We start from the raw sequence: 21,345 nt of genomic DNA, 5'->3' as shown, positions 1-21,345 counted from the left end.
CGGTCATCCCGCGCCCTCGGGTAACCTCGATGCGTGCCCAATGGAATTCTGCTCGTCGACAAACCGGCCGGCGTCACGAGCCACACCGTCGTCGCCATGGCTCGCCGAGCGTTGAAGACGAAAAAGGTTGGTCACGCCGGGACCCTCGACCCGATGGCTACCGGGCTGCTCGTGCTCGGTGTCGGCGCATCCACCAGGTTGCTGACCTTCATGGTCGGGGCCGACAAGACGTACGAAGCGACGATCACCCTGGGAGCGTCGACGGTCACGGATGACGCGGAAGGGGACGTGACGGAAACCGCTGATGCATCCTCGCTGACGATGGATGCGATTCGCGCGGCAGTTGCGCCGCTCAGTGGTGAAATAGAGCAGGTTCCTTCCGCGGTCAGCGCCATCAAGGTCGATGGGACGCGCGCGTACGCTCGTGTTCGCGGGGGAGAGGACGTCGAGCTGAAAGCCCGATCGGTGACGGTTTCGCGTTTCGATCTCGACAACTTTCAAGCGGGTGACCGCGCGCACGTGGATGCCGTCATCGATTGTTCGAGCGGCACCTACATTCGGGCGCTCGCGCGAGACCTCGGAGCATCCCTCGGCGTAGGAGGGCATCTGAGTGCACTGCGACGAACGCACGTCGGAGCATTCCACGTTGCAGAGGCGGTCATGGCAGACGAGATCACCGCCGACGCCCTCATCGATCCGGTCGCCGCTATCGAGAAGTTCTTACCCGTTGCAGAGCTCACCGCCGAGAGCGCCCAGCTCCTCCGTAACGGACGCCGACCCGACTCCGACATCACGGGGCTCGTCGCGGCCGTTCGAGATGGCACTTTAATCGGCATCGCAAGAGGGCAGTCAGGCAATCTCGTGCCGGTTGCGAATATGCCAGAGGAAACGCAAGGCAGACAGCAGAACGAGGGAAGCGAGAACGCGTCATGATCGCCTGGCTCATGATTACACAGGCGATCGTGATCGCCGCACTCGGCTTGTTCGTGACGATCGCCGGACTTGCAAGGGTGAGGATGAACGACCTGTTCCTTGCCTTCGCCGCGTTCTCCCTCGTCACGCTCATCGTCCAGATCGTCGCTTCTATCGTTGCCCAGGTTGCGGGCAACGGCCCTACCGGCGACCCGTTCGAGTACTGGACGTACTTGGTTTCGTGCGTGCTCATCCCGCCGGCCGCCGCATTCTGGGCGCTGATCGACAAGGGGCGCTGGGGCGTTCTCGCCCTCGGTATCGGTCTTCTCGCGGTCGCCGTCATGGTGTACCGGATGCACCAGATCTGGTTCGTACAGATCGCGTGAGATCGGAGCGCCGTGGAAGGAGAGATATTCGCGCGAGTCGCTCTCGCGATCGTGTTGCTGATCGCCGGATGCGTCATGATCTGGATGGGGCAGGCGGCGGCCTCGGGGCGGCTGAGTCGCAATAGGCTCGCGGGCATCCGCATCCCGAGCACCATGGCGAGCGAGGAGGCGTGGCGAGCCGCTCATATCCGAGCAAGGGTTCCGATCGTGTCGTCGGGTTATGCCGCATTCGCGTGCGCCATCTTCGCGCTTCTTCCCGTCTCGATGCCTGCGGTGATGACCGGCATATCGGTGGGCTGTGCCGTGATGGTGGGTCTCGTGCTGTACGGGGCCGTCGTGGGGAGCCGAGCCGCACGCGCGGTCGCGCTGCGCCAGGAGTCCGCGAGCGAGATGCAGGAGTAGACTCTAAAATCTATGGCTGGTTCAGAACGCTCCAGCGGCTTCGGCCGCGCTCTCATCGCCGTATACGCAGTTCTGGCACTCGCCGCCACCGGGCGGTCGTTCGTGCAGATCGTGCGTGCTTTCGACGAGGCACCGCTGGCGTATACGCTCAGCGCATTGTCGGCGCTCGTCTACATCGTGGCCACGGTGGCGCTGTTGCGGAAAGGCGAGGTCTGGAGGCGCGTCGCTCAGTTCGCGATCGGTTTCGAACTCGTCGGCGTCATTGTTGTCGGCGCCCTGTCGCTCGTCATGCCGCAGCTGTTCGCGCACCCGAGCGTGTGGAGTTGGTTCGGGATGGGCTACCTCTTCGTGCCGCTCGTTCTGCCGGTCGTCGGTTTGTGGTGGATTCACAAGGGAAGTCGTAGAGAGGTAGCGCGTGAGGCTTGAAGACGTCCGGAGCGACGTCGATACCGCCGTTTCGGTCGGTAAGTTCGACGGGGTCCACATCGGGCACACGAGTATCATCCGTTCGCTCGAAACGCTGGCGGAGAGTCGTGGTCTCGAAACCGTTGCCGTCACCTTCGACCGCAACCCGCTCGAACTCATCAAACCGGAGGTCGCGCCGAAACCGATCGCCTCACTGCAGCAGCAGGACGAATTCCTGCGGGGCGCGGGTGTCGACCGAGTCGTCACGCTCGAGTTCGACCTCGAACTGATGAGAACAGAGCCGGAGGACTTCGTCGAGGCGCTCTTCGGATCATTGCGCGCCAAAGTACTGCTCGTCGGAGCTGACTTCACGTTCGGCTCCCGCGGCCGCGGCGATGTTCGCATGCTGGAGCAAGCGGCCCCCGGCTACGGGGCGGAAGTGCACGTCATCGATGACGTGTGCACGCACGATGGTCGACGCATCTCCTCGACTTGGATTCGCGAGTCGCTTTCGCTCGGTCGTGTCACGGATGCCGCAGCAATGCTCGGCAGACTGCATCAGGTACGAGGCACCGTCGTCCGGGGTCAGCAGCGAGGCCGACAGCTGGGCTTCCCGACCGCCAACCTGGAATCGCACCCGCAGGGGTTCGTTCCCGCCGATGGCGTGTACGCGGCGTGGGCGACAATAGGCGGCGATCGATTCCCCGCGGCCGTCTCCGTGGGTGACAATCCGACGTTCGACGGGGAGATCGAGCGGGTCGTCGAAGCGCACCTGATCGACGTCGATCGTGACTGCTACGGCGACGAAATGACCGTGGAGTTCGTGAAGTTCTTGCGCACGATGCACCGCTTCGAGGGCCTGGATGAGTTGATCGAGCAGATGGCGAGAGACGTGCAGGAGACCGAAGACATCCTCGCTGCCGAGCTGCTGGCGGAGGGCTAGCGACGCAACCCGGCGAGACGGTTGACGGCCTCGGCGATCGTCTCGTCGCGTTTGCAGAATGCGAAACGCATGACGGTGCGCAGATCGCTTCTGTCGATGCTCGCGAACGGTGAGACTGGGACTGCGACGACACCGACGAGGTGCGGGAGCTTGTACGCGAGTTCGCGGGCGTCACCGTGCCCGAGTTCGACGGTGTCGGCGAGCACGAAGTAGCCGCTGTCGGGAACGTAAGGGGTCATTCCCACGCTCTCCAGCCCCGCCATCAACAGATCGCGTTTCGCGGCGAACGACGCCCGCTGCTGATCGAAGAACTCCTGCGGCAGGCCGAGTCCGGTCGCGATCGCCGGCTGCAGCGGCACGCTGCCGACAAACGACATGTACTGCTTCACGGCACTGATCTCGCCAATCCGTTTCGCGCTGGCCATGATCCAGCCGACCTTCCAGCCGGTCACCGAGAACGTCTTACCCCCGGAGGAAATGGCAATCGACAGCTCAGGGTCGAGACCTGCGGCGACCATGGGCACGTGCCTGCCGGCAAAGGTGAGCTGCTCGTACACCTCATCGGCGATGACCATGATGCCGTGCCTGTTCGCGATCGAAGCGATCGCCTGCAGACGCTCTTCTTCAAATACCGCACCTGTGGGATTGTGGGGCGTGTTGAGGACGATGGCCTTCGTCCTCGGAGTGATGGCGGCCTCCAGAGCCTCCGGTTCGGGCTGGAAATCGGGCGCATAGAGCGGCACGGGCACGAGCGTGCCTCCTGCGAGCGCCGTGACGGCAAGGTACTCGTCGTAGTACGGCTCGAAGGCGATCACCTCGTCACCGGGGGCCACGTAGGCGAGCAGCGATGCAGATATCGCTTCCGTTGCACCGACCGTCACGAGGATCTCGTCGGGCTCGAGCTGGGTGCCGTAGTCGCGCTTGCGCTGCTCCCTTATCGCATCGATCAGCAGCGGGTTGCCACGCGCTGGCCCGTACTGATTCAGGCCCGCATCGATGGCGTTCTTCGCGGCGCCAAGGACCGCACCGGGGCCATCGAAGTCCGGGAACCCCTGACCGAGGTTCACCGAACCGGTCTCGGCCGCGAGGCCCGTCATCTCGGCGAAGATCGTGGGCCGGAGGGAGCCTTCGCGATCCGCGAGACCGGCATTGTGGGCGAGTCGGAACCAGGGGGCGTCTTCCATGTCACCAGCCTACGATGCGCTTCCAGGGTGGCACATCGAATCAACATCGCGGACGCATAGCGTGAAAGAGCAGCCTGGGTGCATGACCGACCACCCTTCCGAGCGCGCACCTCGAAGCGGCGCTCGCATCCCTAATCCGCTTGCGCGAGAGTTCGGTAGCGAAGCGCCGTATGCCCCGAACAGTCCCGCGTACGCCTCTACGGGTCACGACGGGCAGCGCCGCAGCTCTAGGGCGCCGGCCGGGTGGATTCTTGCGATGGCGCTGGTCGGCGGCGTGGTGCTGGGAGGGGCTGCCGGCGGAGGTGCGGCGCTGCTGCTCACGAACTTCGACGGCCGGACGCAGATCGTGGCGAGCGAATCGGAGGGTGGTGTCGAGGCGGTCTCCTCCTCTGTCGTCGAACAGGTTCAGCAGTCCGTTGTGACGGTGGACGTGACGGCAGCCAACGCGCAGGGAAGCGGCAGTGGTGTCGCGGTTGCCTCTGGTGGCTACATCGTGACGAACAATCACGTCGTCTCGCTCGACGGTCAGGCCTCGAATCCGCAGATCACCGTGACGACGGCCGATGGCCAGATCCTGCAGGCCCAGCTGGTCGGAGCGGATGCAGCCTCGGACCTCGCGGTCATCAGAGTCGAACAGGACCTGCCGATTCTGCCGTTCACGGAAGCGCCGCCCGCGGTCGGCGAGCAGACGATCGCGGTCGGAGCGCCGCTTGGACTTTCGAACAGCGTCACGGAGGGGATCGTCTCGGCGACCGGGCGGGGCCTTACTGTCGGTACGACGGAAGAGGACGACGAATCCCCTTACCGTTTCTGGTCGCAGCAGGGGCCGGAAGAGCCTCAGCAAACTGTCGCGGTGCCCGCGCTGCAGACGGATGCCTCCGTCAATCCCGGTAACTCCGGCGGGGCGCTCGTGAACGCGGACGGTCAATTGGTCGGCATCAACGTCGCGATTGCGACGACAGGGCAGGCCGATGCGGATGCGTCGGCGGGCTCCATCGGCATCGGATTCGCGATAGAGGGGCAGCTCGTGCAACGGGTCGTTGAAGAGATCATCGCCGACGGTGCCGCGACGCACGGCCAACTCGGCGTCACTGTCAGCGATCAGACGGACGCCGCAGTCGGAGTTCAGGGAGCGCTCGTACAGGAAACCACGAGCGACGGGCCCGGCGAGGCGGCCGGACTCGAACCCGGTGACGTCATCACGGCAGTGGAGGGTCGTGCCGTGAGCAACGCGACCGACCTCACCGCTTTCGTTCGTGCTGCGGCCGCAGGTAGTGAAATCGAACTGGAAGTGACCCGCGATGGCGAGAACGAAACGGTGACGGTCGAACTCGGCGGTCTCTAGTTGATCGGCACGATGAACGTGGGAAGATAGACACATGGCACAAGATCTCGACCAACCCGCCGGCGGCACCGACGTCCTCGATCGCGAACTCGAGAAACTGCTGAACGAAGAGCAGGTCGAAGACGGTGACCACGACCGCTACTCGCACTACGTCAAAAAGAACAAGATTCTGCAGTCAGCGCTTTCCGGCAAGTCCGTTCGTGCGCTGTGCGGCAAGAAATGGACGCCCGGCCGCGACCCGGAGAAGTTTCCTATCTGCCCCGAGTGCAAGTCGATCTACGAGAAGCTCCGCGACGAGTAGCGTTCCCGGCCGCTACCTGAAGACGGTGGGGATGACCGGGTCGCCCGGCGCGAGCCGGTGCGCTTCGAGCGGCAATTCAGCGATAGCCGTAGCACGGTGCTGTCGCGCTCGATCGACGCCTGCAGCTCCTCGATACTCATCGGCGATCGCTCCGTCGCGGATCAGACTCACCTGCAGAGCACGACCGTCTGACGAGTCGACGACATCTTCGATCTTGGGATCGCCTGCGAAAACGGTTTCTTCTACCGCGACGCCGTTGTCGAGGCTGCGGACGGCGAGCTTCTCGCCTCCGAGGCTGGTTTTGTTCTTGCTCGATTTCGCGACGCTTCGCCAGCCGTCTTCGCCCTTGCGCGTAACGAGTTTGTAGACCATCCCGGCTGCCGGGGATCCTGAGCCCGTAACGACGCTGGTACCGACGCCGTACGCATCCACGGGGGACGCGGCAAGAGCAGCGATAGCGAATTCGTCGAGGTCGCTCGTAACCGTGATGCGGGTATTGACAGCGCCGAGCGAGTCGAGTTGTTCGCGAGTGCGGGCGGCCACGATCGGGAGGTCGCCCGAGTCGAGCCGGACGCCGCCGAGCCCCGTTCCGGCGACGCGGATGGCGGTCTCCACTCCGCTGGCGATGTCGTAGGTGTCGACCAGCAGTGTCGTTTCGGTTCCGAGCGCATCGACCTGCGCGCGGAACGCGTCCTCTTCTGTTTCGTGCAGCAGCGTGAACGAGTGCGCTGCCGTGCCCATCGTCGGGATTCCCCAGCGGGCGCCGGCCTCCATGTTCGATGTATTCGTGAAGCCCGAGATGTATGAGGCCCGCGCCGCCGCGACGGCAGACTCTTCGCTCGTCCGACGTGACCCCATCTCGGCGATGGGTCGGTCGCCCGCTGCCGTCACCATGCGGCTCGCTGCCGTCGCGACGGCCGAGTCGTAGTTCATGACCGAGAGGATGATCGTCTCGAGCATGACGCAGTCCGCGAACGACCCCTCGATCGTGAGCAGCGGCGAGCCCGGAAAATACAGCTCGCCCTCGGCGTAACCGCGAATCCTGCCCCGGAACCGGTAATCGGCGAGGAAGCCGAGCGTCTCCTCCGACACGATGTCGCGCTCCTGCAGAAACCGCAGCTGCTCGTCGTTGAAGCGGAACTGCTCGATCAAATCGATAACCCGACCCGTTCCCGCCACGACGCCGTACCGTCTTGCACCGGGAAGTCTGCGTGCGAACGTCTCGAAGATGCTCGGCCTGAATGCGGTTCCCGCCCGAATCGCCGCATCGATCATCGTCAGCTCGTACTGATCCGTCATGAGTGCACTGGAGGTCACCGAACCAGGCTAGCGCCTCGGGCCGCTCGGGGCCGTCGTAGAATAGAGCGAGTGCACAGCCTCGCAGATGGAACCGAAATCGAGATTCGGCGACCGACCGGTGACGACGCGCTCGCCTGGGACGAATTCGTCGCACGCGAGCAGGGAGCGACGTACGACGCACTACCGGATGCGTTCGTCGCCGACGCGATCGCGCGAGCCCGCGAGCGCGCGGACGAACGCAGGAAGCAGTTCGACGAACCCGGCACTTCGGTTAGAAGGCTCGCGACATCCGGCGGTGAGATCGTCGGCGTCGCGGAAGTCGGGGACGGGCCACCGGAATGGGAAGTCGGTCTCGGCGTCGAAGGCATCGGGTACGCACGAGAGCTCGTTCGCCTCTATCTCGCGCCGGCGGCGAAGGGCAGCGGATTGGCGACGGCACTGCTGCGGGAGGTCACGAACGGGGAGGGCCTGTACCTCTGGATTCTCGACGGTAACGATCGCGCCCACCGCTTCTACTCCAAGCACGGGTTCATCGACGTGGATGAGCGCGTCACGGCAGACGACTCGTGGGGCGGGATGACCATGCACCGCATGGTCCGTCCCTCACGGCTCGCCACGGCGCGAGTAGGCTAGGGCCGTGCAGCGACCCATCGGAATCTTCGACAGCGGACTCGGCGGCCTCACGGTCGCGAGAGCGGTTATCGACCTTCTTCCGCACGAATCCGTCACCTACATCGGCGACACGCTCCACACCCCTTACGGGCCGCGAGACCAGGACGAAGTTCGCTCGCTCAGTATCGAGGTCATGGACGCCCTCGTCGCGCAAGGTGTCAAAATGCTCGTCATCGCCTGCAACACGGCATCCGCGGCCACGTTCGACATCGCGAAGCGCCGTTATCAAGACACGCTGGGCATCCCCGTCATCGAAGTGATCACGCCGGCGGTGCGGGCAGCGACCGTGGGGTCGACGAGAAACAGCATCGGTGTCGTCGCAACGGCGGGCACGGTCGGTTCCGGCGCGTATCAACGGGCGTTCGCACACGCCGGAGTGCCCGATGTGATGGCCGTCGCGGCGCCTCGCTTCGTCGAGTTCGTCGAAGCCGGTGAGACGACGGGGGACCGCGTGCTGGATGCCGCGAGAGGCTATCTGCAGCCCCTCATCGACGCGAACGTCGACACGCTCGTGCTCGGCTGCACGCACTACCCGCTTCTCGCAGGCGCCATCGGGTACGTCATGGGCCCGGAAGTGCGTTTGGTTTCGAGTGCGCAGGAGACGGCTGCGGATGTGTACAGGACGCTCGCGGATCAAGACCTGCTGGCAACGGGCACGGCGGAATACCGTTTCGAATCGACGAGTATCGAACAGGGGCCGTTCCGCAAATTGGCTCGGCGGTTCCTCGGCCCGGAGGTCGGCCACGTGGAGCACCACGTCACGGGCGTTATAACGCTGCCATCGCCGGAAGAGCTCACCGCTGCTGCAAAGGACATTGCAGCCAAGAACGACGAATCAGGGAGAATCGCATGACCAGACCAGACGGACGCGCCGACAACGAGTTGCGCAATGTGCGCATAGAGCCCGGCTGGTCCGAGCAGGCCGAAGGCAGTGCGCTGATCTCATTCGGCTCGACGAAGGTGCTGTGCACTGCGAGCGTCATGCCGAAGGTGCCGCGCTGGATGACCGGCTCCGGTCGCGGATGGGTGACAGCGGAATACGCGATGCTGCCTCGTTCGACGAACGAGCGGATGGATCGTGAGGCCGTCAAGGGGCGAGTCGGGGGCCGCACGCACGAGATCTCGCGTCTCATCGGCAGGTCGCTTCGTGCCGTCGTGGATCTGAAGGCGCTCGGCGAGCTGTCCATCACGATCGACTGCGACGTCCTACAGGCGGACGGAGGCACGCGAACCGCCGCGATCACCGGCGCCTACGTGGCACTCGTGCAGGCGATCGAATGGGCGAAACGCGAGAAGCGCATCCCGGCATCCGCGAACCCCCTCATCGACAGCGTTTCGGCGATCTCGGTCGGGATCGTCGGGGGCGAGCCCGTGCTGGATCTTCCGTACATCGAAGATTCGAAGGCCGAGACGGACATGAATGTCGTCGTGACCGGTCGCGGGCTGTTCGTCGAAGTCCAGGGCACGGCCGAAGGTGCACCGTTCGACAAGCGTGAACTGGACGCACTGCTTGAGCTGGCGGTAGGCGGGTGCGAGCAGCTCGCGGAACGGCAGCGGGAGGCGTTGCAGGCATGAAGCTCGTCGTCGCGACCCACAACCCGCACAAGGTGGAAGAGCTCGGTCGCATTCTCGAACCGCTTCTTCCCGGAATCGAACTCGTCAGTTTCGACGGGCCCGAGCCCGTCGAAGACGGGGCAACTTTCGAAGCGAATGCCCTGATCAAGGCGCGGGCCGCCTACGAGCACACGGGGCTGCCCGCCATCGCCGACGATTCCGGCATCGCCGCGGACGCGCTGGGGGGCGAGCCCGGCATCCGCTCCGCTCGATACGCGGGAACAGGCAACGACCGCGACAACCTCGAGCTGCTGTTGCAGAACCTGCAAGGAGTAACGGATCGTACTGCGCAGTTTCTCTGCGCGGCCGCGTACGTCGACGGCGAAACCGAACTTGTTGAGATGGGCGTCTGGCCGGGTGCGGTGCTGACGAGCGCTCGCGGAGAGGGAGGATTCGGTTACGATCCGATCTTCCAGCCCGCTGGTGAGACACGCTCGAGCGCGGAACTCAGCGCGGCAGAGAAGGATGCCCTGAGTCACCGACGCAGGGCTTTCACAGCGCTTGCCGAAGCAGTAGGACGATCCAGATGACCGACGGCCGGTACCCCGCTCCGAGCCCTCGAGGGTCGACGGCGGCGGAAGACTACGTCAAAGTCATCTACGCCCACACCGAATGGCAAGACGAGCCGATGATGCCATCGCAGCTCGCCACCCGACTGGGGCTGGCCGCATCCACGGTCACGGAGATGGTGAAGAAGCTCGCAGTGAGCGGGCTCGTTCGCCACAGGCCGTACGGCGCGATAGAGCTGACTCCTGACGGGCGCCTTCTCGCGCTGCGGCTATTGCGACGGCATCGGCTCATCGAGACGTGGCTCGTTTCGCAACTGGGCTACGGCTGGGACGAAGTGCACGATGAAGCCGATGTTCTCGAACACGCGATGAGCGACCGGCTCGTGGAGGCGCTCGCGGCCTCGCTCGGACATCCCGTTCGCGACCCGCACGGCGATGCGATCCCGACGGCGGACGGCGCAATGCCCGCTCACGATGCGCGAGCGCTGCTGGAGCTGCAGGCAGGGGAGAGCGGCACCGTCACCCGGATCTCGGATTCCGACCCGGAACTGCTGCGCTATCTCGCGAGCAACGGCATCGATCTCGACGTTGTCGTCACCGTCGCAGAGCGCGGCAAATACTCGGGCACGCTGCTGGTCAGGACACCGGATGCGGATGTTCACCTGAGTCCGGAGGCTGCCGGCGCAGTGTGGGTGCGAGGCGACTGAGCCTGCTACTGGTTCGGCTTGAAATCCAGAGAGAGCGAGTTCATGCAGTAGCGGTCGCCCGTCGGAGTTCCGAACCCGTCTGGGAAGACGTGCCCGAGATGACCGCCGCAGCGCGCGCAACGCACCTCGGTGCGCACCATGCCGTGCGACGTGTCTTCGAGCAGTTCCACGGCGTCGGGTCGCACCGACTCGTAGAAGCTCGGCCAGCCGCAGTTCGAGTCGAACTTCGTGCCGCTGATGAACAGCTCATTGCCGCACGCTGCGCACGTGTACAGGCCGGCGCGTTCTTCATCGAGGAGTTCGCCGGTCCAGGCGCGCTCGGTTCCCTGCTCGCGCAGCACCGCGTAGCGTTCTGCTCCTAGCTCCTCGCGCCACTGCTCTTCGGATTTCTCGATCTTGTAGGCCATACCTCGACTCTACGCCTCCCTGTTTCGGCGCGAGACGTTCTGTGACGACGTATGAAGGTGCCGAGAGCGAACGCATTGACGCTGCAATACGCTGAATCCATGACTGATCCGCGCTCGCAATCGATGTACCAGGTGCGGCTCGGGTGGGGTGCGGCAGCGCTCGAACAACTCGCAGCGGCCGAGATCGTGGTTGTCGTCGATGCACTCGACAGCGACGACGATCTCGTGGCCGCAGCCACGGCGCTATCCCACGCACCGACGGTGTTCGTGAGCACGCTGCGTAACGCGACCGCGACGGCCAAGGCGGTCTACGAAGAGCAACTCGCACGCGGCGGCCGCACGGCTATCAGCCTGGTGCTCACGGGGGATGAGGGCGCTTTCGCCGTCGAGGATTACCTCGCCGCCGGGGCCGTGGCCGATGGACTCGCCGCGGTGGGAATCGATCACTCTGCGCCGGATGTCGCGGTTGCGAACGAGGGCTTTCGTGCGCTCAAGCGAGCCCTGAAGCACCTTCTTTCAGCAAGCGCGACGGGGCTTTCGCTCAGGGCCGCGGGGCGGGGTGACGAGGCGAGGGCCGCGGCTGAACTCGACGCGGAGCACGAAGCGACTCGTGTGAACTGACACGGTACGCGCTCGGGACCGTCCGCACTGTCACCCGGTGCATCCCGCAGAAATTCTGCACCCGTGCCGACGAGTAACGCACGTACTCAGCCGGATTGAGAAGCTCTGCCCGGGCAGCATGCCTCTCACAGAGTTTCAGGTCTCCCAATATACTTGCAATTAGCAAGTAACTGGTGCAATATAACAAGTATGCGAAGTTACGACGATGCCTGCGGCATAACTCGCGCACTCGACATCGTGGGTGAACGGTGGGCGTTGCCCGTCGTGCGCGAGCTCGTGTTCGGCCCCCGTCGCTACTCCGATCTTGCAGCGGCGCTGCCGGGCGTAAGCACCAACATTCTCGGAGACCGGCTGAAACACCTCGCGGGGGCCGGCGTCGTGCGTAAACGCCGCTTAAGCCCTCCCGCGGCCGCAACGGTTTATGAGCTCACACCGTGGGGTGCGGCACTCGAGCCCGCGCTGATCGCCCTCGGCGCATGGGCGGCGCACACGCCGGTCGATCTCGAACAGCAGGCGTTCAGCCCCGCGTCGTTCGCGCTTTCGCTGAAGACCACTTTCGATGCTGCAGCGGCTCGAGACGCAGATCTGCGGGTGCAATTCGTCATGGGCCATGACGAATTCGACGCCCGCATAGAAGACGCGACGTTCACCATCGGGCGAATACACGATTCCGCCGGGATGTTCGACGCCGTGCACGAAGAATCTTCACGCGCGGCCGGCGCCGGTCCGACGCGAGTGCACGCCGACCCGAAAACCCTGGCAGCCGTCATCTACGGTGGCCTCGATCCGGTCGCGGCTGTGCGTGCAGAGTCGGCACGAATCGAGGGGATGCCGAGCACGGTTGCCAGCTTCGTGCAGTGCTTCACGCTGCCTGAGCCGCCGAAGGAAGGATCATCATGAGCAACGTCATCGCCGATATTTCGGTGTCGCTCGACGGCTACGTCACCGGTCCGGATGCCGATCTCGAGCGCGGGCTCGGCAAAGGAGGAGAAGCGATCCACGAGTGGGTGTTCGCATCACACGATTCGCCGCGCGACCGTGAATTCCTGACAGCGGTCGAGCAAGCGACGGGAGCCGTCATCATGGGCCGGCGCACCTTCGACTTCGTCGACGGACCGAATGGCTGGAATCAAGACATCGGCTGGGCCTACGACCATCCAGCTGCGGCTGTTCCACCGATGTTCGTCGTCACTCGCGAGGAGCCGGCGGAACCGAGGCACACAGCAGGGTTCACGTTCATTTTAGACGGAATTGAATCGGCTGTCTCCAGGGCTCGAAGCGCAGCGGGCGAGAAGGACGTCGTGATCATGGGCGGCGGCGAGACGATCGCGAGAGCTATCGCAGCCGGGCTCGTCGATCGGCTGAAAGTGCATCTCTCACCCGTTCTGATGGGGTCAGGCACGAACCTGTTCGAACTTGTCGATGACATCGTTCAGCTCGAACAGGTTGACGCCGTAGTCACGCAGAACGCAACCCACCTCACGTATGCGGTGGAACAACGGAAGGAAACAGTATGAAACTCAGCATCAATCTCTTCATGACGCTCGATGGCGTCTCGCAATCACCTGGTAGCCCGGAGGAGGACGATCGAGGCGGATTCGACAGGGGCGGCTGGCTGATGCCGCTGTTCGACGACGGGTGCGCTCAGGTTGTCAACGGCTGGTTCTCGCAGACGTCGGCCCTGCTTCTGGGGCGCACGACCTACGACACGTTCGCCGCTCACTGGCCGCACGTCACCGATCCGGAAGACCGAGTTGCCGACCGGATCAACCGTGGGCAGAAGTACGTCGTCACGTCCAATCCCGTTGGGGACGTCTGGCAGGATTCGACGACGACGCTGGGCGATGACTTTCTCGAGCGGGTCCGGCAGCTCAAGCACGAACCGGGTGATGAACTGCAGGTGCACGGCAGCATTCGGCTCGCCCGCGCACTGCACAGGGCGGGACTCGTGGACATTTTCAGGTTCCTCATCGCACCGGTCATCGTCGGTGGAGGGCTCAGCATCTTCAGTGACGATGACGCGGCAAGCACGCTGACCCTGACCAGCAGCTCCACAACCGATAGCGGCGTTACGGCCATGGAACTTGTGCCAGGGGAGTTCCAGCAAGCGGTAGCAACCGTGGAAGACGGAAAGGACAGCGTTCAGCAGCACTGAACCGACTGCGAAAGGACTCAAGGTGTTGACCAATCAGGAGAACTCCCTCCACATCTGCCTCCCCACCGAAGACAGGGGACGAGCCATGAACTTCTATGCGGAAGCGTTCGGGCTCGAACCGAAGGGAGGCCCGTCCGACGATGGCATTCCGGAGCCTCTGCAGTTCGACCTGGGTCCGGGGGTTCGACTCATGCTCATACCCACCGGCGGATTCGGCTGGGTGCTCGGAGGACGTACCGTCGCGAACTCCGACGTGAGCGAATGCATTATGAGCCTGAACCTCGAGAACAAGAAGGAAGTCGACGAACTCGTCGAGCGTGCCACTGCCTCAGGAGGTGGGGTTGTCGCCGCTCCTGCTCAGCAGGACTGGGGATACAGGGCACTCGTCAGCGACCCGGACGGGCATGCGTGGCAGTTCGTCGCCGTTGCAGAGGCTTGAGAGGTGGGCGGAGTCGCAGCGAAACCCCGCTGCGTCAATTGATCCGCAACGTCGGCGCTAGACGAAAGCGGCACGCGTAGCGCCGCGCTGAGCGCGCCGAAACCGTCTAACGCTTTGGTTTCGTGCGGGAGAAGGGACTTGCGTGGATGCTTTGCACGGTTTCGATCCGCTGGACCGAAACCCTGCTCGCCTTTCGGCTCGCAACGCACTCGGGCGAACGCGATGCGTTGGCGTTTCCGGTGGGTGCTCGTCTGATCTCGCTCGAGACTCTCTCCTTCGTGGTGCGGGAGAAGGGACTTGCGTGGATGCTGCGCATCCACTTCTGCTCCGATCGCCTTTCGGCGCTCCTCGCAACGCTGGCGGTCGCACGCGGTGCGTGCTCCAAGCGCCAGCGCCCTTCCGGGTTCAAGTCCCTTCTCCCTAACAGAACGTAAGCGGCGCAGACGACCCGAGGGTCATCTGCGCCGCTTAGTGCGGGAGAAGGGACTTGAACCCTCACGCCTATACGGCACAGGAACCTAAATCCTGCGTGTCTGCCAATTTCACCACTCCCGCGCATCCACCATGCTAGACCTATGTCGTATACAGCGTTGGTAACCGGAGCGTCCGCGGGTCTCGGAGCAGAATTCTGCCGTCAACTCTCCCAGCTCGGAGTCGACCTCGTACTCGTGGCACGCAACACGGAGCGGCTCGAAGCACTCGCAATGGACCTCGCCACGAACTGCGAGATCCTCGAAGCCGACCTCCTCGCAGAAGAGGGTCAGCGAACCGTCGCCGACCGATTGGCGGACCGAGAACGACCCATCGACATTCTCGTCAACAACGCCGGCTTCGGCATCGCCTCGAGCTTCGACACCTCCGAACTCCAGGATGAACGCCGCCTGCACGAGATACTCTCCTGGGTGCCGCTCGCGCTCTGCCACGCAGCGATACCCGGCATGCGAGCACGAGGCAGGGGCTGGATCATCAACGTCGCCAGCGTCGCGGGTCTTATACCCGGTGGCAGCTACTCAGCAGCAAAAGCGGGTGTCGTCTCCCTCTCTCGATCGCTCGGGCTGCGATACGGAAGGGGCGGCATCAACGTCACTGCCCTCTGCCCCGGATTCACGCACACCGAGTTTCACAAACGAATGGGAACGGGGGAGGCGGGCATCCCGACGTTCGCCTGGGCGGATGCCGGCACAGTCGTGCGCGAGGGCATCCGGGGCGTTCGCCGTGGCAAGCTCGTTGTCGTCAGCGATTGGAAGTACCGAGCGGTGCGTCCGTTCCTACCGCTCGTGCCGCGTTCCATCATGGAGATCGCGCTCGCCGACGGGCACCGCAGGCTCGGAAATTGAACGACTTGAGAAGCGCGCCCTGTGGATAACTTCCGACGCACCGGCGTCGAATTTGATTCCGTTGATGCATGCACGACCAAGCTCAACAGCAGTCGGTACCGGCGGTGGCGACCATCACGGAGTCCGTCCGTGAGCGCATCCGCCGCGAAGGCATCGATCTTCTCCACTCGAGTGAACGCGCCGACCGCTACGTGCGCGAAGCGGTCCGTGACTACGCCGAGCGTTCCCTCGGCGGCGGGATGCCGATGCTCGGCAATGAGGAGGGCGCGACAGCGAGCGTCATCGCCGCGCTAACCGGGTTCGGACCGCTGCAGCCGTTCTTCGATGACCCCGAAGTCGAGGAGATCTGGGTCAACGACGGCTCGAGAGTCTTCATCGCAAGGCGGGGCGTGAGCACCGAGGTCGCGGTGCGCATGACGCCAAGAGAGCTGGCCGACCTGGTCGAGCGCATGCTCGCGACGACGGGCAGACGCATCGACCTGTCGACGCCGTTCGTGGATGCTTCCCTTCCCGACGGATCCCGTCTCCACGTCGCCAGCTCGGAAGTCTCGCGCGGTCTGAGCGTGAACATCCGCAAATTCATCCCACGGGTCGACTCGCTCGCAGCGCTCGTCGACAGAGCGACGCTGACGGAACCGGCGGCGCGCTTTCTGCAGGCAGCGGTCGTCTCCGGCTGCAGCATTCTGGTCAGCGGTGCAACACACACTGGTAAGACGACGATGCTCAACTCTCTGCTCGGGGCGACGTCCGACACGGAACGGGTCGTCACGGTCGAGGAGACGTTCGAGCTGCGCCCACGGGTGCGGGATTGCGTCGCGTTGCAGTGCAGGCAGGCATCGCTGGAAGGGACAGGCGAGATAACCCTCCGCCGACTGGTCAAGGAGAGCCTGCGCATGCGCCCCGACCGGCTCGTCGTCGGAGAGGTGCGAGAGGCGGAAGCGCTCGACCTGCTGATCGCACTGAACTCGGGCATTGCGGGAATGTGCACGATCCACGCGAACTCGGCTCGTGATGCGCTGCTGAAACTGAGTACGCTGCCGCTCCTCGCCGGTCGCAACATCGACGCCGGCTTCGTGGTTCCGACGATTGCGGCAAGCCTCGATATCGCAGTGCACTTGCGCATCGATGAACGCGGTAATCGCCGAGTCGATCACATCCTGGCGCTGACGGGAACGGTTGCGGAAACCGGCCGAGTCGGTACCGTCGACCTGTTCACCTCCGAGCGGGATGAGCTGAGGGCCACGGGTGCGATGCCACCGAAGACGACGAAGTTCGACAGGCACGGCATCACTCCGAAGCAATGGATCAGGAGCGCGTAATCGTGGAGTGGATGCTCGGCACGGTCTTTGCGCTCGGTGTTCTGCTGATCGCATCGGTCTGGTTGTGGCCAGAGCTACCTACTCGCCGGGAACGGGAGCCGAGCGCAGCGAATGCCCGCATCCGCGATCGCTTAGCGCAGGCAGGGCTGGGGCACGTACCCGTCGTCGCAATCGTCCTGGTCTCGGCGCTCTTGGCACTCGTGGCTGCCGCTGTTGCGTTGCTGGCTACCGGCGTCGTGGCGCTGGCGCCCGTCGCGTTTCTCGCGGGTGCTTCGTTGCCTGCGCTCGGCATCGGCTGGCGGGCGAGAGCGCAGAGACGAGCCCGAGCAGCCGTATGGCCGGACGTTATCGACCACCTGGTAGCCGGTGTGCGCAGTGGGCTCGCCATCCCGGAGGCGATTTCGGGTATTGCAGCGAACTGCCCGCAGAGTGTTCGACGCGAGTTCCTCGCCTTCGCGGCAGACTACCGAGCGACGGGGTCGTTTTCCTACAGCCTCGATCGGCTCAAGGACGCGCTCGCCGACCCGGTGGCCGATCGACTGCTCGAGACGCTCCGAATGGGGCGGGACGTCGGAGGGACGGAGATCGGATCCGTGCTGCGTCAGTTGGGCGGTTACCTGCGCGCCGAACAAGCGACGAGGGGAGAACTGCTCGCGAGGCAGTCGTGGATCGTGTACGCAGCCAGGCTCGGTCTAGTAGCTCCTTGGCTCGTGCTCGTGGCGCTCTCGTTTCGCCCGGAGGCGGCTGCGGCCTACAACACACCGGGCGGTCTGGTCGTGATTCTGTTCGGGGCACTCGTGACGTTCGTGGCCTACCGGTGCATGCTCGCGATAGGGCGATTGCGTGAAGAGAGCAGATTCTTCGCATGAACTTTCTCGCTTGGTCGCTGCTGCTCGGAGCAACGCTCGGGGCTGGTCTGTGGTGCGCTGTCAGCGCCGTGCCGATTATGCGTAAGCCGAGACTCATGCACAGGGTCGCCCCATACGTCCTCGATGTTTCCTCCGGCGCCCGTGACCTTGTCTCTCGCACGACTGTCAACCCTCTCCACATATTCGGAACCGCCGCATCGCCGGCCACTGCGCCGATACGGCGAGTCCTGCAGGGGATGCTGGTGGCGCCGGACATCGTGAAACTTCGCTTGCGGCAGGCAGACAGCACAGTGACGGCGAACCGGTACAGGTCGCTGCAGCTGACGGTGGCGCTCGCGGGTGCCGTCGCGGGTTGCGCGCTGGGCGTCGGACTCGTCTTGCAGGGAGCACAGGCGTTCTTGCCGCTACTACTGGCGCCCCTTGTCGGGATGATCGCCGCGATGGTCATCGACCGACACTTTGCGAGACGGGCGCGGTCGAGGCTCAGGCGCATCGATGCGGAGCTGCCGACCACGTTGGAGTTCCTGTCGCTGTCGCTTGCCGCGGGGGAGTCGCTGGCCGACGCGATTCGTCGTATCGCGGACACGGGGCGCGGAGAAGCCGCGGAAGAATTGCGAAAGGTCGTACACGACCACGCCGCGGGGATCCCGCTCGCGGATGCGTTGTCACGGCTCGACAGAGACCTGCAGCATCCGCCGATCACCCGACTGGTCGACCAGCTCCGCACCGCGCTCGAGCGGGGCGCCCCTCTTGCGGAGGTCCTGCAGGCGCAGGCCGTTGATGTCCGTGAGGAGGCGAAGCGCGCACTCCTGGAGAGCGCAGGAAAAAAGGAAATCGCCATGCTCGTACCGCTCGTCTTCGGGTTGTTGCCCGTCACGATCGCGTTCGCACTCTTCCCGGGTCTGTACGTATTGCAACTCGGTTTCTGACCACGAGAACAAAGGAGAACACCGTGGCTACCTTAGGTAAATCGTTGAAAAAGCGTCGGTTCATCGAACGGCTGAGAGAAGACAGGGGCGATGTGCCCGGCTGGGTGCTGATCTGTCTTATGACGGCAGGCATCGTCATCCTGCTCTGGGGAGTCGCCGGGCCGGCGCTCACGGGTGTGTTCGAGCAGGCCATCGACCGCGTTACGAGCTTCTAGCGACCCGGCCATGAGCGCGGGCGATGCCATTTCGCCACGCAGAAAGAACAGGTGCACAAGTGCGTAGGCTGCGCTCAGAAAGAGGCTCGGCGACCGTCGAGTTCACACTCGTCGCCACCTTGCTCGTGCTCGTTGTCGTATCCGTCATGCAGCTGTCGCTGGGGCTCTACGTGCGCAATGTCGTTGTCGATGCGTGCGGGGAGGGAGCCAGGTACGGCGCACTCCTGGGAGGGGATGGCGAAGCGGGAGCAGAAAGAACGCGAGAACTCATCACGAGTGCTGTCAGCTCGGAGTACGCCGGTGATGTCACGGTGCGCTACGAGACGATCAACGGCCTCGACACAGTCGTCGTCACGGCCCGCACCCCGATTCCTGTCATAGGGCTGCTCGGAATCGCCGAGATATCTGCGGAGGGGCACGGTGTTCTGGAAACGCTGGTCTGAGGACGACGGAACGGCATCCCTCGAATTCATCACCGTCGGCATGCTGTTGACCGTGCCGCTCGTCTACCTGATCCTGGCACTCGCGCAGATACAGGCGGGTGCGCTCGCGGCCGAAGGGGCTGTGCGCAACGCGGCGCGCACGATCGCCATGCACGGGGAGGCCGGATTCGAATCCGCGGAGACGACAACGCTGCTCGCCCTGGCTGACGCTGGCTTCGACGATACGGAAGCCGAATTGACCGTCGACTGCGGCGAAGTCGGCTGCGAGCAATTGGGAGGCACCGTCACGGTGACTATCTCTTTCGTCGTGCCGCTTCCGCTCGTACCAGCAGTTCTCGATCTCGACACTGCGCTCGGCATCCCGATCGCAGCAACGGCGACGCAGCCGGTCTCGGAACACATCACGGAGGCGCACCCGTGAAGCGGCTGAGGCGTGCGATGCGCTGTGACGAGGGCAGCAGCCTGATCCTCACGATCGGTTTGGGCATTCTGGCGCTCCTGCTCATTCTGGTCGTCACGGCCGCCACCAGCATGCTGATCGAACGCAAGCGGCTTTTCACGATTGCCGATGGAGCAGCCCTTGTCGCGGCGGAGTCGTTCAGTCTTGAGTACGTGTACGACGGCGACGGCACCCCGCAGCCCCAGCTGACGCAGCAGGAGATGGACAGGGCCGTGGACACCTGGCTCGAAACGCTCGGTGAGATCGACGACGTCCGCGTCGTCGATGTGCGGTCCGAGGACGGCGAGACGGCGTCCGTCATGCTCGAGACCCGATGGCAGCCGTTCTTCATCACCTGGATCGCGCCCGACGGCATAGCGATCCGAGTCACGGCCACGGCGAGAAGCGTATTCGGCCAGTAGCGGGCAGATCACGGCCGTCGCACAGCAATCGTCCCGCGCCTCGGGTAGGTTGTTCGGGTGTCTTCGGAACCACAAAAGCTCTCCGGCGGTAGCGTCCTCGCGCTGCGACTGATTCCGTTGGTGATCGGGCTCACCGCTGTTTGTGCGGCGACGGTTCCCGCGTTCATCGTCTACACGCTTCACGCGAATGACAGCACCGCTACGCCGACTGTGCTCTCCGTCGCAATGACGCTGGCGACGGCACTCGTCTTCGTCGTCGGACTCGTGCTGGGACGCTCTGCCGTGGGCCGCAGCGCCGTTGCGACTTCGCACGGGCTGGTGCTGCGGCTCCTGTCGAGCGCGCTGTTCGGTGGCTTGGCGTTCGGCAGCTTCGTGGTGGTGCCGATCGCCTTCCTGTCTGGTGTCCGAGTGCCGGTATGGGCGTTGATCGTGACGCTGCTCTTGGCGCTTGTCTTTGCGGTACTGAGCGTGGTTCTGCAACTGCGTCGGGCACGCGCCTTCCGTAGCGGTTCACGTCCGCTTCGCATCGACGAACACGCGCAGTCCGGAACGGTGCTCGACCGAAAGACCGCAGCCGTCAGCAGCAGCGGGCCGATCGTGCATCTTGTGACCGTGCAGTTTGTCGACCATCAGGGGCTGCAACGCTTCACGAGAGCGATGCTGCCGGGCTCCTTGACGGTTTCCGTGGGAAGCGCGGTGTGGGTCATCGTCGACGCTCATCGCACCGATCGCCCCACGGCCATCACGTCGAACCCGTAAACCTCTACGCCCGGTTCTGCGCTCCCGGAACCGTTCGAATCAGGATGACGGCGCCGAGCACGCACATCGCGGCCATGCTGCCCGCTGCGAAGGAGATGGACGCGACCTGCACGATGCCGGAGATCGTGACGGGGGCGAGCGCGGATCCGGAATTCGTGACGAGCCGCCAGGCACCGAGAAAAGGCGCGGGGCTCGCAGGGTCGGCGAGATCGGAGCCGAGGGTCATCAGGATGCCGGAGCCGATGCCGTTCGACAGAGCGAGCATCCCCGCAGCGGCAATCCACATCGCGACGGCGTAGGGAACGTCGTGCG

At 64.4% G+C, this 21,345-nt stretch carries 29 protein-coding genes, 1 tRNA gene and 1 pseudogene; 26 read left to right on the top strand and 5 right to left on the bottom strand.

The annotated features are described in order from the left end of the window. Positions 1–33: 33 nt before the first annotated feature. The 5 genes from truB to Q0O95_RS03160 are packed head-to-tail and all read left to right on the top strand — an operon-like array spanning position 34 to position 3,048. Positions 34–933 carry a tRNA pseudouridine(55) synthase TruB gene (truB, locus tag Q0O95_RS03180; RefSeq protein WP_293695200.1) on the top strand — a complete coding sequence of 300 codons (900 nt, stop codon included), beginning with the start codon at positions 34–36 and terminating at the stop codon, positions 931–933. After that, positions 930–1,298, top strand: a complete 369-nt coding sequence (locus Q0O95_RS03175) for a hypothetical protein (protein WP_293695198.1) — start codon at positions 930–932, stop codon at positions 1,296–1,298. Before truB ends, Q0O95_RS03175 begins: the two co-directional genes overlap by 4 nt. Positions 1,299–1,310: 12 nt before the next feature. After that, a complete protein-coding gene (locus Q0O95_RS03170; RefSeq protein ID WP_293695197.1) occupies positions 1,311–1,700 on the top strand; it encodes an SdpI family protein in 390 nt (129 codons plus the stop codon). A gap of 12 nt (positions 1,701–1,712) precedes the next feature. Continuing rightward, positions 1,713–2,126, top strand: a complete 414-nt coding sequence (locus tag Q0O95_RS03165; protein ID WP_293695195.1) for a hypothetical protein — start codon at positions 1,713–1,715, stop codon at positions 2,124–2,126. Continuing rightward, a complete protein-coding gene (locus Q0O95_RS03160; RefSeq protein ID WP_293695193.1) occupies positions 2,116–3,048 on the top strand; it encodes a bifunctional riboflavin kinase/FAD synthetase in 933 nt (310 codons plus the stop codon). The genes Q0O95_RS03165 and Q0O95_RS03160 overlap by 11 nt, the downstream gene beginning before the upstream one ends. Here Q0O95_RS03160 and Q0O95_RS03155 read toward each other — a convergent pair. After that, positions 3,045–4,232: an aminotransferase class I/II-fold pyridoxal phosphate-dependent enzyme gene (locus tag Q0O95_RS03155; RefSeq protein ID WP_293695191.1), complete on the bottom strand. Its 1,188-nt coding sequence runs from the start codon at positions 4,230–4,232 to the stop codon at positions 3,045–3,047. The two genes, Q0O95_RS03160 and Q0O95_RS03155, sit on opposite strands and share 4 nt — an antisense overlap. An 82-nt stretch (positions 4,233–4,314) precedes the next feature. Between Q0O95_RS03155 and Q0O95_RS03150 the strand changes: the two genes are divergently transcribed. Together Q0O95_RS03150 and Q0O95_RS03145 are read left to right on the top strand one after the other, a co-directional pair. Then, positions 4,315–5,577 carry a trypsin-like peptidase domain-containing protein gene (locus tag Q0O95_RS03150; protein ID WP_293695190.1) on the top strand — a complete coding sequence of 421 codons (1,263 nt, stop codon included), beginning with the start codon at positions 4,315–4,317 and terminating at the stop codon, positions 5,575–5,577. A 34-nt stretch (positions 5,578–5,611) separates the two neighbouring features. Continuing rightward, complete coding sequence (locus Q0O95_RS03145; protein WP_293695188.1) at positions 5,612–5,878, top strand: DUF3039 domain-containing protein; 267 nt, start codon at positions 5,612–5,614, stop codon at positions 5,876–5,878. A 12-nt stretch (positions 5,879–5,890) separates the two neighbouring features. Here the strand turns inward: Q0O95_RS03145 and Q0O95_RS03140 are convergent, their stop codons facing one another. After that, positions 5,891–7,195, bottom strand: a complete 1,305-nt coding sequence (locus tag Q0O95_RS03140) for a nicotinate phosphoribosyltransferase (RefSeq protein ID WP_293695186.1) — start codon at positions 7,193–7,195, stop codon at positions 5,891–5,893. A gap of 51 nt (positions 7,196–7,246) precedes the next feature. Between Q0O95_RS03140 and Q0O95_RS03135 the strand changes: the two genes are divergently transcribed. From Q0O95_RS03135 to Q0O95_RS03115, 5 genes are read left to right on the top strand one after another with little or no spacing between them, the layout of a single operon-like run. Then, a complete protein-coding gene (locus Q0O95_RS03135) occupies positions 7,247–7,810 on the top strand; it encodes a GNAT family N-acetyltransferase (protein WP_293695184.1) in 564 nt (187 codons plus the stop codon). A 4-nt stretch (positions 7,811–7,814) separates the two neighbouring features. After that, positions 7,815–8,702: a glutamate racemase gene (murI, locus tag Q0O95_RS03130; RefSeq protein WP_293695182.1), complete on the top strand. Its 888-nt coding sequence runs from the start codon at positions 7,815–7,817 to the stop codon at positions 8,700–8,702. Next, positions 8,699–9,424 (top strand): ribonuclease PH, encoded by a 726-nt coding sequence (rph, locus tag Q0O95_RS03125; RefSeq protein ID WP_293695180.1) that lies wholly within the window; start codon positions 8,699–8,701, stop codon positions 9,422–9,424. Before murI ends, rph begins: the two co-directional genes overlap by 4 nt. After that, positions 9,421–9,993 (top strand): RdgB/HAM1 family non-canonical purine NTP pyrophosphatase, encoded by a 573-nt coding sequence (gene rdgB / locus Q0O95_RS03120; protein ID WP_293695178.1) that lies wholly within the window; start codon positions 9,421–9,423, stop codon positions 9,991–9,993. Before rph ends, rdgB begins: the two co-directional genes overlap by 4 nt. Further along, on the top strand, positions 9,990–10,679 hold the full coding sequence (locus Q0O95_RS03115; RefSeq protein WP_293695177.1) for a metal-dependent transcriptional regulator: 690 nt from the start codon (positions 9,990–9,992) through the stop codon (positions 10,677–10,679). Before rdgB ends, Q0O95_RS03115 begins: the two co-directional genes overlap by 4 nt. Before the next feature lie 5 nt (positions 10,680–10,684). On the opposite strand, the gene msrB is transcribed toward Q0O95_RS03115, so the two are convergent. Next, the gene (gene msrB / locus Q0O95_RS03110; RefSeq protein WP_293695175.1) at positions 10,685–11,086 is read right to left on the bottom strand and encodes a peptide-methionine (R)-S-oxide reductase MsrB; all 402 of its coding nucleotides are present in this window, start codon (positions 11,084–11,086) and stop codon (positions 10,685–10,687) included. 99 nt (positions 11,087–11,185) lie between these two features. On the opposite strand from msrB, the gene Q0O95_RS03105 reads away from it, so the two are divergent. From Q0O95_RS03105 to Q0O95_RS03085, 5 genes are all read left to right on the top strand, one after another. Next, positions 11,186–11,707, top strand: coding sequence for a 2-phosphosulfolactate phosphatase (locus Q0O95_RS03105; RefSeq protein ID WP_293695173.1), 522 nt, complete (start codon positions 11,186–11,188; stop codon positions 11,705–11,707). A 189-nt stretch (positions 11,708–11,896) separates the two neighbouring features. Further along, the gene (locus Q0O95_RS03100; RefSeq protein WP_293695171.1) at positions 11,897–12,607 is read left to right on the top strand and encodes a helix-turn-helix domain-containing protein; all 711 of its coding nucleotides are present in this window, start codon (positions 11,897–11,899) and stop codon (positions 12,605–12,607) included. Further along, entirely contained in the window at positions 12,604–13,224 is a 621-nt protein-coding gene (locus Q0O95_RS03095) for a dihydrofolate reductase family protein (RefSeq protein ID WP_293695169.1), read from the top strand. Before Q0O95_RS03100 ends, Q0O95_RS03095 begins: the two co-directional genes overlap by 4 nt. After that, positions 13,221–13,862, top strand: coding sequence for a dihydrofolate reductase family protein (locus Q0O95_RS03090; RefSeq protein WP_293695167.1), 642 nt, complete (start codon positions 13,221–13,223; stop codon positions 13,860–13,862). The genes Q0O95_RS03095 and Q0O95_RS03090 overlap by 4 nt, the downstream gene beginning before the upstream one ends. Before the next feature lie 25 nt (positions 13,863–13,887). Then, the gene (locus tag Q0O95_RS03085) at positions 13,888–14,301 is read left to right on the top strand and encodes a VOC family protein (protein ID WP_293695165.1); all 414 of its coding nucleotides are present in this window, start codon (positions 13,888–13,890) and stop codon (positions 14,299–14,301) included. Between the two features lie 472 nt (positions 14,302–14,773). Here the strand turns inward: Q0O95_RS03085 and Q0O95_RS03080 are convergent. Next, positions 14,774–14,856: transfer RNA gene (locus Q0O95_RS03080), tRNA-Leu, on the bottom strand. A gap of 20 nt (positions 14,857–14,876) precedes the next feature. Between Q0O95_RS03080 and Q0O95_RS03075 the strand changes: the two genes are divergently transcribed. The 9 genes from Q0O95_RS03075 (at position 14,877) to Q0O95_RS03035 (ending at position 21,033) form a co-directional block, all read left to right on the top strand. Further along, a complete protein-coding gene (locus tag Q0O95_RS03075; RefSeq protein WP_293695163.1) occupies positions 14,877–15,638 on the top strand; it encodes an SDR family NAD(P)-dependent oxidoreductase in 762 nt (253 codons plus the stop codon). 68 nt (positions 15,639–15,706) lie between these two features. Continuing rightward, a complete protein-coding gene (locus tag Q0O95_RS03070; RefSeq protein ID WP_293695162.1) occupies positions 15,707–16,957 on the top strand; it encodes an ATPase, T2SS/T4P/T4SS family in 1,251 nt (416 codons plus the stop codon). After that, positions 16,939–17,826 carry a type II secretion system F family protein gene (locus Q0O95_RS03065; protein WP_293695160.1) on the top strand — a complete coding sequence of 296 codons (888 nt, stop codon included), beginning with the start codon at positions 16,939–16,941 and terminating at the stop codon, positions 17,824–17,826. The genes Q0O95_RS03070 and Q0O95_RS03065 overlap by 19 nt, the downstream gene beginning before the upstream one ends. Continuing rightward, positions 17,823–18,755, top strand: a complete 933-nt coding sequence (locus Q0O95_RS03060) for a type II secretion system F family protein (protein ID WP_293695158.1) — start codon at positions 17,823–17,825, stop codon at positions 18,753–18,755. The genes Q0O95_RS03065 and Q0O95_RS03060 overlap by 4 nt, the downstream gene beginning before the upstream one ends. A gap of 23 nt (positions 18,756–18,778) precedes the next feature. After that, entirely contained in the window at positions 18,779–18,970 is a 192-nt protein-coding gene (locus Q0O95_RS03055; RefSeq protein ID WP_293695256.1) for a hypothetical protein, read from the top strand. A 59-nt stretch (positions 18,971–19,029) separates the two neighbouring features. Further along, the gene (locus Q0O95_RS03050) at positions 19,030–19,413 is read left to right on the top strand and encodes a TadE/TadG family type IV pilus assembly protein (RefSeq protein WP_293695156.1); all 384 of its coding nucleotides are present in this window, start codon (positions 19,030–19,032) and stop codon (positions 19,411–19,413) included. Beyond that, positions 19,391–19,834, top strand: a complete 444-nt coding sequence (locus tag Q0O95_RS03045) for a TadE family protein (protein ID WP_293695154.1) — start codon at positions 19,391–19,393, stop codon at positions 19,832–19,834. The genes Q0O95_RS03050 and Q0O95_RS03045 overlap by 23 nt, the downstream gene beginning before the upstream one ends. Continuing rightward, positions 19,831–20,274 carry a pilus assembly protein TadG-related protein gene (locus Q0O95_RS03040; protein ID WP_293695153.1) on the top strand — a complete coding sequence of 148 codons (444 nt, stop codon included), beginning with the start codon at positions 19,831–19,833 and terminating at the stop codon, positions 20,272–20,274. The genes Q0O95_RS03045 and Q0O95_RS03040 overlap by 4 nt, the downstream gene beginning before the upstream one ends. 57 nt (positions 20,275–20,331) lie before the next feature. Continuing rightward, positions 20,332–21,033: a hypothetical protein gene (locus Q0O95_RS03035; RefSeq protein WP_293695151.1), complete on the top strand. Its 702-nt coding sequence runs from the start codon at positions 20,332–20,334 to the stop codon at positions 21,031–21,033. Positions 21,034–21,037: 4 nt separating this feature from the next. Here the strand turns inward: Q0O95_RS03035 and Q0O95_RS03030 are convergent. Continuing rightward, positions 21,038–21,345 (bottom strand): annotated as a pseudogene (locus tag Q0O95_RS03030) (MFS transporter); the annotation flags it as partial.

The organism is uncultured Agrococcus sp. (assembly GCF_945915485.1).
In the GTDB taxonomy this organism is placed as follows: domain Bacteria; phylum Actinomycetota; class Actinomycetes; order Actinomycetales; family Microbacteriaceae; genus Agrococcus.
The sequence above is the reverse complement of the archived record's forward strand: the minus strand, read 5'-3'. Positions and strand labels throughout refer to the sequence as shown.